The 12,821-nt window shown below is 73.2% G+C and carries 10 protein-coding genes; 8 read left to right on the forward strand and 2 right to left on the reverse strand.

The window, feature by feature from the left end:
- Positions 1 to 17: 17 nt before the first annotated feature.
- Positions 18 to 1,226, forward strand: coding sequence for a phosphoglycerate dehydrogenase (serA, locus tag ACI8AB_RS09140; protein ID WP_456949867.1), 1,209 nt, complete (start codon positions 18 to 20; stop codon positions 1,224 to 1,226).
- Positions 1,227 to 1,286: 60 nt separating this feature from the next.
- On the opposite strand, the gene ACI8AB_RS09145 is transcribed toward serA, so the two are convergent.
- Positions 1,287 to 3,563: an immune inhibitor A domain-containing protein gene (locus ACI8AB_RS09145; protein ID WP_456949868.1), complete on the reverse strand. Its 2,277-nt coding sequence runs from the start codon at positions 3,561 to 3,563 to the stop codon at positions 1,287 to 1,289.
- Between the two features lie 354 nt (positions 3,564 to 3,917).
- Between ACI8AB_RS09145 and ACI8AB_RS09150 the strand changes: the two genes are divergently transcribed.
- Entirely contained in the window at positions 3,918 to 4,862 is a 945-nt protein-coding gene (locus tag ACI8AB_RS09150) for a sugar phosphate isomerase/epimerase family protein (RefSeq protein ID WP_456949869.1), read from the forward strand.
- On the opposite strand, the gene ACI8AB_RS09155 is transcribed toward ACI8AB_RS09150, so the two are convergent.
- On the reverse strand, positions 4,843 to 6,261 hold the full coding sequence (locus ACI8AB_RS09155) for an MFS transporter (protein ID WP_456949870.1): 1,419 nt from the start codon (positions 6,259 to 6,261) through the stop codon (positions 4,843 to 4,845). The two genes, ACI8AB_RS09150 and ACI8AB_RS09155, sit on opposite strands and share 20 nt — an antisense overlap.
- 148 nt (positions 6,262 to 6,409) lie before the next feature.
- Here ACI8AB_RS09155 and ACI8AB_RS09160 point away from each other — a divergent pair, with 148 nt between their 5' ends.
- From ACI8AB_RS09160 to ACI8AB_RS09185, 6 genes are all read left to right on the forward strand, one after another.
- Positions 6,410 to 7,597, forward strand: coding sequence for a YVTN family beta-propeller repeat protein (locus ACI8AB_RS09160; RefSeq protein ID WP_456949871.1), 1,188 nt, complete (start codon positions 6,410 to 6,412; stop codon positions 7,595 to 7,597).
- 160 nt (positions 7,598 to 7,757) lie between these two features.
- Positions 7,758 to 8,549 carry an ABC transporter ATP-binding protein gene (locus ACI8AB_RS09165; protein WP_456949872.1) on the forward strand — a complete coding sequence of 264 codons (792 nt, stop codon included), beginning with the start codon at positions 7,758 to 7,760 and terminating at the stop codon, positions 8,547 to 8,549.
- The gene (locus tag ACI8AB_RS09170) at positions 8,537 to 9,445 is read left to right on the forward strand and encodes an ABC transporter ATP-binding protein (protein WP_456949873.1); all 909 of its coding nucleotides are present in this window, start codon (positions 8,537 to 8,539) and stop codon (positions 9,443 to 9,445) included. The genes ACI8AB_RS09165 and ACI8AB_RS09170 overlap by 13 nt, the downstream gene beginning before the upstream one ends.
- Positions 9,442 to 10,332: a branched-chain amino acid ABC transporter permease gene (locus ACI8AB_RS09175; RefSeq protein ID WP_456949874.1), complete on the forward strand. Its 891-nt coding sequence runs from the start codon at positions 9,442 to 9,444 to the stop codon at positions 10,330 to 10,332. The genes ACI8AB_RS09170 and ACI8AB_RS09175 overlap by 4 nt, the downstream gene beginning before the upstream one ends.
- Entirely contained in the window at positions 10,325 to 11,563 is a 1,239-nt protein-coding gene (locus tag ACI8AB_RS09180; protein ID WP_456949875.1) for a branched-chain amino acid ABC transporter permease, read from the forward strand. The genes ACI8AB_RS09175 and ACI8AB_RS09180 overlap by 8 nt, the downstream gene beginning before the upstream one ends.
- Complete coding sequence (locus ACI8AB_RS09185) at positions 11,560 to 12,801, forward strand: ABC transporter substrate-binding protein (protein WP_456949876.1); 1,242 nt, start codon at positions 11,560 to 11,562, stop codon at positions 12,799 to 12,801. Before ACI8AB_RS09180 ends, ACI8AB_RS09185 begins: the two co-directional genes overlap by 4 nt.
- Positions 12,802 to 12,821: the final 20 nt, after the last annotated feature.

Consider the following 12,821-nt stretch of genomic DNA (forward strand, 5'->3'; position numbering starts at 1 on the left):
TCGAGGAGGTCCCCGGAGTGCCCAGAGCCCTGCTGCTGGAGAACATCGACCCGGTGGCGGCCGACCTCCTCGGGGAGGCCGGCTACCAGGTCGAGTCCCTCCGGGGAGCGCTGGACGAGGCCGACCTGGTCGACGCGCTGGACGGCGTCGACCTGCTCGGGATCCGGTCCAAGACGCAGGTGACCGCCGAGGTCGTGCGCGCCCGGCCGGGCCTCGCGGCGGTCGGCGCCTTCTGCATCGGCACCAACCAGATCGACCTCGCCGCGGCCGCCGCCGCGGGCGTCGCGGTGTTCAACGCGCCGTACTCCAACACCCGCAGCGTGGTGGAGATGGCGATCGCGGAGATCGTCATCCTGGCCCGGCGGCTGGTCGACCGGGACCGCGCGCTGCACGCCGGTACGTGGGACAAGTCGGCGGCCGGCAGCCACGAGATCCGCGGGCGCACGCTGGGCATCGTCGGCTACGGCAACATCGGCAGCCAGCTGTCGGTGCTCGCCGAGGCGCTGGGCATGCGGGTGCTGTTCTACGACCTCGAGGACAAGCTGGCGCTGGGCAACGCGGAGCGCTGCGACAGCCTCGAGGAGCTGCTCGAGCGCGCGGAGACGGTGACGCTGCACGTCGACGGGCGGGCCGGCAACGCCGGGCTGTTCGGCGCCGAGCAGTTCGCGCGGATGCGCCGGCGCAGCCTGTTCCTCAACCTCTCCCGCGGGTTCGTCGTCGACCACGAGGCGCTGCGGGAGCACGTCCTGTCCGGCCACATCGCCGGGGCCGCGGTGGACGTGTTCCCCGAGGAGCCGCGCGAGCAGGGCGACCCGTTCGACTCGGTGCTGCGCGGCCTGCCCAACGTCATCCTCACCCCGCACGTCGGCGGGTCGACCCAGGAGGCGCAGCACGACATCGGGCGGTTCGTCGCCGGCAAGCTCGTCGACTACACCACCACCGGGACGACGACGCTGAGCGTCAACCTGCCGACCGTGGCCCTGCACGGGTCGTCGGCGGCCCGGTTCGCGCTGCTGCACCGCAACGTGCCCGGCGTCCTCGCCCGCGTCGACGCGCTGGTCGGCGAGCACGGGCTCAACGTCGACGGCCAGGTCCTGGCCACCCGCGGCGAGCTCGGGTACGCGGTCACCGACGTGAGCGCCGAGCTGCCCGCGGACCTGCTGGCCGCGCTGCGCACCCTGCCGGAGACCGTCCGGCTGACCACCGTGGGCCGCCGGCCGCGCTGAGGCCCTCGAACGCGGAACGGCCCCCCGGCTGACGCCGGGGGGCCGTCCTCGTGTGGCAGGTCAGCCGTTGACGCGGACCTGCATGAACCCGTCGTGGGCGCTGGTGCTCACCACGGTGATCCGGGTGCCGGTCCTCGGCACGTCCACGCCGGTCCAGCCGTTGGCGTCGGGCTGCTCACCCGGCGCCACGTACCAGTCCTGCCGGTCGTCGAAGGTCGGCACGGCGGGCAGCCCGCCGTAGGTGGCGGCGACGCCGGTGTCCGGGTCGTGCAGCGTGATCCGGTCCGTCGCCTGCCGCCCGAAGGTGGAGTCGTAGGACTGGATCCGCGGCCGCCAGCTCTCGCCGTCGGTCCGGTCGGTGCCCTCGTCGTCGGTCGGCTCGTAGAGCAGGCCGGGGTGGGCGTCGACCGGCAGGACCAGCCCGCCGCCGGGGTGGGCGCCGACGTTGTTGTCCCCGTACTGGGTGTTCCAGTAGCTGATCAGCAGGCCGTCCTGGTACGGGAGCCGCTCGGCCCAGTCGGGACGGTTCGGGTCGCCGAAGTTGTACGGGCCGGTCTGCAGGCCGGCGTCGTAGCCGGTGTAGGCGCGGTTCTCGGCGATGTAGGCGTTGAAGTACTCCTCCGTCGCCGTGCCCGTGGTGCTGGTGAACCCGTCGAGGGTCCAGGTCGTCACAGCGGTGCCGTCGATCGCCACCGCGTCGACCAGGAAGCCGGGCTCGGTGGCGGCGCCGTCGGTCCAGTAGCGGAAGCCCACCCGGGCACCCGCCGGGACGCCGGCCAGGCTCGCCGACAGGTCGACCCACTGCCCACCGGTGCTGCCGGTGATGCCGTGACCGTAATTCTGGCCGTTGGGGTCGGTCGTCGTCGACCGGGTGGTCGGCAGCGAGGTGAAGGTGCGGCCGCCGTCGGTGGTGTAGACGGCGTAGGCGTAGTCCCAGTCCTGCTCGATCTGGTAGTTCACCTTGGCGGTGAGCGTCCCCGCGCCGGCCGGCAGCGCCGTCAGCATCGAGTGGTCCAGGTCGTCACCCGAGCCCGAGTACCAGAACTCCGGGCCCTCGAACGGGGTGCCGACGGTGGTGGTGACCTGGCGGTCCGGCAGCAGCACGATCAGCGCCTGCGCCTGCTTGGTGGTGGCAGTCGACGGGCCGAGGCGGGTGTTGGCCCGGGCGCCCGGCTGCACGACCTCGTAGTCCAGCCAGCCCAGCTGCAGCTTCTCCCACGCGCCCATGTGGATCGGCTTCGTGCCGATGCCGTCGGCCGGCCGGCCGCTGTTGCCGTAGGAGCCGGACGACATCAGCGTCCAGAAGGCGGTGCTGTTCTCCGCGCCGCCGCTGTTGCCGGAGGTGTCGTAGAGGTCCGGCAGGCCGAGGTCGTGGCCGAACTCGTGGGCGAAGACCCCGACGCCGCCGTTCTCCGGCTCGACCGTGTAGTCGCCGATCCAGTACTTCGACCCGCCGACCCGCGTGCCGCCGAGCGGGTTCTGCGTGCCGTCGGCGAGGGTCGGTCCGGCGGTGCCGACGCGGTTGGTCTGGTTGTACCAGCGGTGGGACCAGATGGCGTCGTCCCCGAGGACGCCGCCGCCGACCTCCTCGCCCATGCCGGAGTGCACGGCCTGGAAGTGGTCGATGTAGCCGTCGGCCTCGTCGAACTCGCCGTCGCCGTCGTGGTCGTAGCGGTCCCAGACGTCGAACTGCGAGAGGTACTCGTCGATCTCCTCGGCGGTCTTCCCCGTGGCCAGCTGCTCGTCGTACCAGGTGTTGACCGTGTCGTTGACGAAGTCCCAGGTGACGCGGTCACCGAGGTCGTTGTCGCCGTAGGAGGCGCCGGTGCCGGGCACCTGGACCCAGTCCTCGACCTCGCCGGTGACGGTGTACCGGCCCGAGGACAGCTCCTCGTAGAAGTTGGCGACGGAGTTCACGCCGGCGGCCGACGAGTAGAGCATCTCGTCGTAGTGCGCCTGGTTGAAGTCCTTCGTCCAGATGGTGGTGTTGTCCACCGTCCGGTCCGGCTCCGGGATGGCGTTGTGCGGCAGGTCGCTGAACTCGCCGAGGACGGTCCAGATCGCGTCGCTGTCCTCCTGGGCCAGCTCGACGTACTGACCCTTGGCGACCTCGACGACCTTGTTGTCGCCCTGGGGCGTGGCCTGGCCGGAGACGACCTGCTCGAGGGCCTCCTGGCGCAGTTCGCGCTGCTTGTCGCCGAGGGGGTTGGGCAGGTCGTGCGCCCGGGCGGGGGCCGCGCCGGGGTCCTCCCGGGGTGGTGCCGCGTTCGCGGTCGTGGGCAGGGCGACCGCGACCAGCGCGGCGCCCACGACCAGGGGAAGAGCTCTCTTCTTCAAGGACCGTCTCCCGTGTCGGACGAGGACCGCCGACCGCCGGTGGGGGACCACCGGCGGTCACTCTCTGGCAGCCCGCTGAGACGTTAGGTAGCGGCGGTAAATAAGTCGACAATCCGTAACCGAACGGTGACCAACGAGACGAGGCAGTCCGATCCGCGACGTCGTGACCTGCGGTGACGGCGTCACCGCATGTCGACGCCCCTTGCGCTCAGTGATGCGCATACTTCCGCTTTGCGGAGGGCCCAAGTCTCGCTAGGTTGTGGCGCACGGCACAGATCACCGCGGATCGCCGGCCCGTCCGGGCGTTCCGGGGTGCGACGTGCGCCGTCAACCCCGAGAGGACCGATGAAGCCAGTGAGGAACCTGCGACACCTGACGCGAGCGGTGCTGTTGGCCGCCCTGTCCGCACTCCTGTTCGTGGGGCTCGTCGGCCCCGCGAACGCGGCCCCCTCCACCGCCGGCCACACCAGCGCCGACTGCGCCCGGGTGCCGCTGAACAAGATCTCGATCCAGCTGTACACCTTCTCCGCCTACATCGGCTCGGGCTCCGGAGCCCAGCAGCGCCACGAGGAGGTCCTGCGCCGCCTCGCCGAGATGGGCTACCGCAACGTCGAGCCGTACACCCTGGGCGGCTGGACCGCCGAGCAGTACCGGGCGCTCCTGGACCGGTACGGCCTGAAGGCGTCGGCCCGCCACGTCGACGTGGGCTCGCAGTTCAGCGAGGTGAACATCGAGCAGATCCTCGAGGAGAACCGCGTCCTGGGCATCAAGTACTTCGGGTCCGGCAGCAGCGCGGGGGCCCCGTGGATCCCGGAGCAGCAGCGGCTGACGACCGAGGCCGACTGGGTCGCCTACGCCGAGTACCTGGACGCCGTCGGCGAGCAGGCGCGCAAGGCCGGGCAGACGCTGATGATCCACAACCACAACTTCGAGTTCACGACCGTCTTCGGCGACCGCACCGCGTTCGACATCCTGATGCAGCACACCCAGGCCAAGAACGTCGTCTCGCAGCTCGACCTGTACTGGGTCTCCTTCGCCGGCCTCGACCCGATCGAGGACGTCATCGACGTGTACGGCAACCGGATCCAGCTGTTCCACGTCAAGGACCTCAACCCGGCGCTGAACAACCGGATCGAGATCGTGGGCCGCGGCACCATCGACTTCCCGTCGATCTTCGCGGCCGCCGGCGGCAGCACGAAGTACTACGTCGTCGAGCACGACCCGCGCAACGACGGGACGTTCGACCCGTTCGTGGCCGCGCAGGAGGGTTTCGAGTACCTCACCTGCACGAACGGCTGACGCCCGGCACCTGACGAGGGGCGGTCCCGGATCCCCGGGGCCGCCCCTCCGCGCGTCCCAGCGCCAGCCAGGAGACGACGGCGGTCGTCGCGCACACCGCCAGCCCGAGGACCGCGATGGCCGCGTACCCCCCGGGCGCCGGCGCGGCGCCGAGCAGGGTGGCGGTCAGCGCGCTGCCGAGCGCGAACCCCACGTAGCGCAGGACCTGGTTCAGGCTCATGGCGCTGCCGGTCTCCGACGGCGGCACCGCGGCGACCACGAGCGCGGGGAACGCCGCGAAGGACGCGCCCACCCCGAGCCCGGCGACGGCCATGACGGCGAACAGCTGCCACAGCTCGGTGCGGGTCAGGCCGAACAGCACGAACGCGCCGGCCTGCACGACCGCGGCGACCGGGAGCACCAGCTGCTGCCGCCCGCGGTCGGCCAGCAGCCGGGCGAGCCGGCCGCCGAGCACGCTGGCCGCCGAGAACGGCAGCAGCACCAGCCCGGCCACGACCAGCGAGGCGCCGAAGCCCGGGCCGGGGGAGGCCGGCGTCTGCGCCAGGACGGGCACCGAGGCGAGCAGCAGGTAGTTCGACAGGCCGACCAGCAGCGCCGCGACGTGGGCGGTGAGCGCGAGCCGCCCGCGGGCCAGCCGCAGGTCGACCAGCGGCACCGGAGTCCGGGCCTCCCAGCGCACCCAGCAGGCCAGCGCCGCGGCCGCGCCGCCGGCCAGCAGCCACGGCGCCGGGGAGGTCCAGCCCTCCGTCTCCGCCTCGCCGAGCGCGACGAGCAGCCCGGCCAGCCCGGCGCCCAGCAGGAGCACGCCGACGACGTCGAGCGGCCGTCGCGCGGTGGCCGCGGCCGGCGGCAGGACCGCGGCCGCGGCCAGGAGCGCGGCGAGGCTGACCGCGGCGCCGGCCCAGAACGCGGCGCGCACCCCGCCGAGCTCGGCCGCCAGCCCGGCCAGCGGGTAGCCGAGGCCGACGCCCGCGACGACGGTGAGCGACAGCGCGGCGATCGTCGACCGGGAGCGCTCACCGGTCAGCGCCTCGCGGGCGGTGGCGATGGCCAGCGGCGTCAGCCCGAGCCCGAGGCCCTGCAGCGCCCGCCCGGCGACCAGCCACCCCAGCCCCAGGGGGAGGGCCGCCAGCACGCTACCGGCGGTCACCACGGCCAGCACGGCGAGGACGACGCGGCGCCGGTGCGGCCCGTCACCGAGCCGGCCCACCACGGGCGTGGCCACCGCGCCGACCAGCAGCGTGGCGGTCAGCGACCACTGGGCGTCGGGCAGCGGGGCGTCCGTCGCGGCGGCGATCGCGGGGACCAGCGGCGCGCCCAGGCTGCTGATGACGGCGACGACCGTCCCCACGAAGAGCAGCACGGGCACGAGGGCGCGCGGCGAGCGGGAGGGGGTCATGACCTCCAGGGTCCCAGGTGGTTGGTGCGTGCAACGGGTGACGCCGGTCGCGTTGCCGGCACCGTCCCCCCTTGTCCAGGGCCGCGCAGGCCCCGACCATCCATCCTCTGCGACACGCACACCCGGACGGTCGACGGGGCGATGAGCCATGGACCTGCACCACACGGTCACGCACGGGAAGCACTACCGGCGGCGGACGCGCCGGCGCGGGATCGCGCTGGGCCTCGGGGCGGTGGCTCTCGCCGCGGTCGTGCTCGGGGCGCTCCTGTGGTCCGGGGGCTCCGGGTCCCCCGAGCCGCAGGCGGGCGCGGCGGCGACGTCGGCCGGCGTGGGCGAGCACGCGCCCGGCGCGCACGCCGGGGACGCCGCTGCGCCGTCGGGCCCCGCCGCGTCGTCCGGGGCGCCCGCGCCGGCGGCGAGCGCCGCTGAGCCCGGGGTCGGCCCCGCGGTCCCGGTCGGCTCGTCGCCGCACCACCTCGCGGTCACCCCCGACGGCCGCTCCGCCTACGTCGCCGACCCCGTCCTCGGCGCCGTCCTCCGCATCGACCCCGCCACCGCGGAGGTGACGGCGACCATCCCGGTGCCACAGGCGCCGCCGCAGATGGTCACCACCTCCCCGGACGGGAGCCGGGTCTTCGTCTCCGCCTACGACGAGGAGTTCACCACCGACGCCGTCGTCACCATCGACACCGCCACCGACACGGTGGCCGGCGCCGTGCCGGTGGGCCGCGGGCCGTACGCCATGGCGACCGACCCCGGCGGCCGGCTGCTGTACGTGCCCTACTACGACGAGGACCACCTCGACGTCCTCGACGCCGCCACCGGGGCGCTGGTGGACCGGGTCGACGTCGCACCGTCCCCGCACTGGGTCGCCTTCGTGCCCGGCCGCGAGGCCGCGTACGTCACCAACCACTTCTCCGACGTGGTGACCGTCCTGTCCCTCGAGGACCACCGGGTGCTGGCGACCGTCCCCGTCAGCGACGGGCCGCACGCGCTGGAGACGTCGCCGGACGGGACGCGGATCGCGGTGGTCGGCTACATCAGCGACGACGTCACGCTCATCGACCCGGCGACGGACACCGTGGTGGCCACCGTGCCCGGGGTCGGCGCCGGGCCGCAGGACGTCACCTGGGCCCCCGACGGCCGCCACCTCTACACCGCCAACGTGGAGGACGGCACCGTGGCCGTGGTCGACGTCGCGACCGGTGCCGTCACCGCGCGGATCCCCACCGGCACCGACCCGACGAGCGTCACCGTGACCCCGGACGGGCGCCGGCTGCTCGTCACCAATTCCGGCGACGGCACGGTCCGCGTGCTCGACGTCGCCGGCACCTGACCGCGTCCGGGCGACGCCGCCGGCGGACGGCACCGGCCGGTGCCGTATCACCGGCAGGTCACGGTCCCGTCCCGGCCGGGGCCGCGATCTCGACGTTCCCCCTATGGTCCGTCGGCATGTGGCACACATCACACGGGGTGCTCCGGGAGGCGGTGGCGCCGTGCTGACCGTCGACCGGCTGCAGGTGAGCTACGGCGGCGTCGTCCAGGCCGTCAGGGGCGTGTCGATGGAGGTCCCCGACGGCTCGGTCGTCGCCGTGCTCGGGAGCAACGGCGCGGGCAAGACCACGCTGCTGCGTACCGTCTCCGGGACCCTGCGGCTGCACCGCGGCCGGGTCGACGCCGGCACGGTGTGCTTCGAGGACACCGACCTCACCCGCCGCGACCCCGGCCAGATCGTGCGCCGGGGCGTGGTCCAGGTCCCGGAGGGGCGGCGGATCTTCGGCCGGCTCACCGTGGAGGAGAACCTGCGTGCCGGCGGCATGGGCAACCGCGACCGCGCCGCCAAGGCCCGCGCCGTCACCCGCGTGCACGACCTGTTCCCGGTGCTGCGCGACCGCGCCGGGCAGCGCGCCGGGCTGCTGTCCGGCGGGGAGCAGCAGATGCTCGCCATCGGCCGCGCGCTCATGGCCAGCCCGCGGCTGCTGCTGCTCGACGAGCCGTCCCTGGGCCTCGCGCCCCGCGTCATCGGCCAGATCGGCGAGGTGATCGCCGAGATCAACCGCCAGGGCACGTCGGTGCTGCTGGTCGAGCAGAACGCGACGATGGCCCTCGGCGTCGCCGACCGCGCCTACGTCCTCGACGTCGGCGAGGTGTCCCTGTCCGGCGACGCCCGCGAGCTCGCCGCCACCGACGAGGTGCAGCGGCTCTACCTCGGCCACACCGGCGCCGAGCCCGCCGCCGAGCGCGTCGAGCGGGCGCCCCGCCGCACCCTCTCGCGGTGGACGGCGTGACCGCGGCGACCACCCGGGACGACGTCCCGCCGGTCGAGGTCGACGGCGTCAGCGTCTCCTTCGGCGCGATCAAGGCGCTCAACGACGTCTCGTTCACCGTCGCCCCGGGCGCCATCCACGCCGTCATCGGGCCCAACGGCGCCGGCAAGTCGACGCTGTTCAACGTCCTCTCCGGCGTCTACCGCGCGAGCGCGGGGGAGGTCCGGTTCGGCCAGGCCCGCCTGAGCGCGATGCGGCCGTTCCAGATCGCCGGCGTCGGCGTGGCCCGCGCGTTCCAGAACATCGCGCTGTCGGGCACGCAGACGGTGGCCGAGAACCTCATGCTCGGCCGCCACCACCTCACCAAGGCGGGCTTCCTCTCCTCCGGGCTGCGGCTGCCGCGGGCCACCCGGGAGGGGCGGGTCCACGGCGAGCGCATCCGCGAGATCGCCGAGTTCCTCGACCTCGGCGCCAAGCTGCACACGCCCGTCGGCGTGCTGTCCTACGGCGACCAGAAGCGGGTCGAGGTGGCCCGGGCGCTGTGCATCGAGCCCCGGCTGCTGCTGCTCGACGAGCCGGTCGCCGGGATGAACGCCCAGGAGACCGACCGGATGGCCGACGCGATCCGGGAGATCCGCTCGGCGCTGGGGATCTCGGTCATCCTCGTCGAGCACGACATGGGGATGGTCATGTCGCTGGCCGACCGGGTGACCGTCCTCGACTTCGGCCGCCGCATCGCCGACGGCACCCCGGCGCAGGTCCAGTCCGACCCCGAGGTCATCCGCGCCTACCTCGGCTCGGGCACCGAGATCGGCCCCGCCGAGGCCGCCGCCCAGCACACCGCCGCCCAGCATCCCGCCGAGGGCGCCGCCGCCCGGGGCGCCACCGCCACCGACGCCCCGGGGAGCCGGCCGTGACCCAGTTCCTGTCCCTGCTGCTCAACGGCATCTCGCTGGGCGCCATCTACGCGCTCATCGCGCTCGGCTTCGTCATCATCTTCAAGGCCAGCGAGGTGGTCAGCTTCACCCACGGGTCGCTGCTGCTGCTCGGCGCCTACACGATCGCCCGGCTGTCGGGCCCCATCGGTTTCCTGCCCGCGGTGCTCGTCGGCGTCGGGTTCACGGCGCTGGCGGCGTTCCTCGTCGAGCGGCTGGTCATCAACCAGCTCCGCGGGGCCCCGGTGATCAGCCTGGCGATCGTCACCATCGGCGTGGACATCATCATCCTGACCGAGCTGATCCGGCAGATCGGCCCGGACATCCTCAACGTCCCGCACCCGTGGGGCGGCGACTCGGTCCGCATCGGCAGCGTCGGCATCAGCGAGAACCGGCTGATCGCCATGGGCGTCGCCGGGGTCCTCATCGTCGTGTTCTTCGTCGCCTTCAAGTACTCCAGCTGGGGGGTGGCGATGCGCGCCTCGGCCGAGGACGGCGAGGCGGCCGCGCTCATGGGCATCCGGCAGGGCCGGGTGTCGGCGCTGGCCTGGATCGTCGCCGGGGTCCTCGCCGCGGTGGCGGCGCTGTTCCTCGTCGGCGCCCCGACGCCGGGCGTGAGCGCGGCGGCCTACACGGTGGCGCTGCGCGCGTTCCCCGCGGCGATCCTCGGCGGCCTGGACTCCACCGGCGGCGCGCTGGTCGGCGGGCTGCTCATCGGGATCACCGAGGCGCTGGTAGCCGGCTACCAGGAGGAGCTGTCCTTTCTCGGGCGCGGTTTCGGCGAGGTCGCGCCGTACGTCGTGATGATCATCGTGCTGCTGGTCCGCCCCTCCGGCCTGTTCGGGACCAAGGAGCTGACACGTGTCTGACACCCTCGCAGCGACCGGGGCCACCAGGACGACGGCGGCCGCGGACCCGTCCGGGGCCGGCCGCTCCCCGCTGCGCCGGTTCCTCAAGCCGCTGCTGCTCGTGGCGTTCCTCGTCGTGCTGCTGGTGCTCCCGCTGTACGTGGAGGAGTTCTGGCTGCGCACCGGCTTCGCCGTCGCCGGCGCGATCGTCGGCGCCATCGGGCTCAACCTGCTGGTCGGCACCAGCGGCCAGCTGTCGCTGGCGCACGCGTTCTTCCTCGCCGTCGGCGCGGTCAGCTACACCTACGTCTCCGGCGAGTCCGGCGGCCTGGGCACCCGGGCGGTGCTGCGCGGCCTGGAACTGCCGCCCGTCGTCGGCATGGTCGTCGGGGTGCTGCTCGCCGGGCTGGCCGGGCTGCTGTTCAGCCCCATCGCGGCCCGGCTGCGCGGCATCTACCTCGGCGTCGCCTCGCTCGGGCTGGTGTTCATCGGCGTCCACGTGCTCAACACGTGGACGCCGGTCACCGGCGGCTTCAACGGCCGCTCGGTGCCGGAGTTCTCGCTGTTCGGGTTCTCCTTCGGCAACGACGACCCGCTGCTGTTCGTCCTCGGCGTCCCGTTCCGGGAGGCCGAGCGGCTCTGGTACCTCGGCATCGTCCTGGCGCTGGCCGCCTACGTATTCGCCCGCAACCTGCTGCGCAGCCGGCCCGGTCGGGCGCTGGAGACGCTGCGCGACAGCGAGGTCGCCGCGTCCGTGATGGGCGTCAACGTCCAGGCCTACAAGGCGCGGGTGTTCCTGGTCAGCTCGATGTACGCCGGGCTGTCCGGGGTGATGTACGCCCTGTCGATCGGCAGCATCGCGCCGGAGTCCTTCACGCTGATCGTCTCCATCCAGTACCTGGCGATGATCGTGCTCGGCGGCCTCGGCTCGGTGGGCGGCGCGGCGCTGGGCGCGCTGTTCGTCACCGCCCTGCCGCTGCTCTTCCAGCAGTACGCCGACGTCCTGCCGCTGGTCAGTGCCCCCGGTGAGGGCGGTGTCAACGCCGCTCTCGCCGCCCGCTACCTGTTCGGTCTGGCGATCATCCTGGTCGTCCTCTTCGAGCCGGCCGGTCTCGCCGGCCTCGCCTCCCGCTTCCGCCGCCGGCGACGCAGACCCGGCCGCGGATCCCCGAGTGCCACACCGGGCTCGGGTGCGAGCACCACCGTCCCCGACCGGTCAGAACCACCAGCGCAAGGGAGTAGCAGCAGATGAGAGCAGGCACGCGTCTCCGGGGGGCCACCGTCCTGGCCGCCGTCGCCGTCGTCGCGGCGAGCGGCTGCAGCACCAAGGCACCGGACAGCGGCGGCGGGGGAGGGGGCGGCGGCGAGGACGTCGCCACCGACGTCGGCGTCGAGGGCACCACCATCCGGCTCGGCGTGCTCACCGACCTGACCGGCGCCTTCGCTGCGCTCGGTGAGGACATCACCAACGCCAACACCCTGTACTGGCAGGACAACCAGGTCTGCGACACCTACGACGTCGAGCTCGACATCCAGGACACCGGGTACGTGCCGCAGACCGGCGTCCAGCTCTACAGCGCCATGAAGGACAGCATCCTGGCGATGCAGCAGACGATCGGGTCGCCGATCAACACCGCGCTCGCCCCCGAGTACGAGGCCGACTCGATCGTCAACTTCCCGTCGGCGTGGGCCCGCACGCTCACCGAGATCCCGGGGACCGGTGTCCTGGGCGCCACCTACGACGTGGAGATCGCCAACGGCTACCAGTACCTGTTCGACCAGGGGCTGCTGCAGGACGGCGCCACCGTCGGGCACATCTACTTCGAGGGCGAGTACGGCGAGAACGGCCTGGCCGGCAGCGAGGCCGTCGCGGAGGCCCGCGGGCTGACGATCATCCCGGCGCAGATCAAGTCCACCGACCAGGACATGTCCGCGCAGATCACCCAGTTCGCGTCGGCGGGTGTCGACGCGATCGCCCTGACGGTCGGCCCGGCCGCGACCGCGTCAGCAGCCTCGGTGGCCGCGGCCCAGGGGCTGGACGTGCCGATCGTGGGCAGCAACCCGGTCTTCCACCCGTCGTTGCTGCAGGGCCCGTCGGCGCAGTGGCTCAAGGACCACCTCTACGTGGCGTCGCCGATCGCCTCGTGGGACCAGCACCCTGAGCTGCTCGAGCAGTACCAGGCCGCCTATCCCGAGGCCACCAACCCCAGCCTCGGCGCGGTCCTGGGCTACGCCATGGGGCAGGCCATGAAGCAGGTGCTCGACTCGGCCTGCGACGCCGGTGACCTCACCCGCGAGGGGGTCGTCACGGCGTTCAACGACCTCGAGGAGGTCGACACCGGCGGCCTGATCGTGCCGATCGAGGGCTTCGAGACCGGGGTGTCGCCAAGCACGCAGAGCTTCATCCTGCGGCCGGCCGACGTCGTCGGCGGCGCCGAGGTCGTCCAGGAGGCGTTCGAGGGCGAGCTGGCCGCCCAGCTCGCGGGCTAGGCACTCCACACGCCACCGGC

It is taken from the genome of Geodermatophilus sp. SYSU D00698 (genome assembly GCF_054050335.1).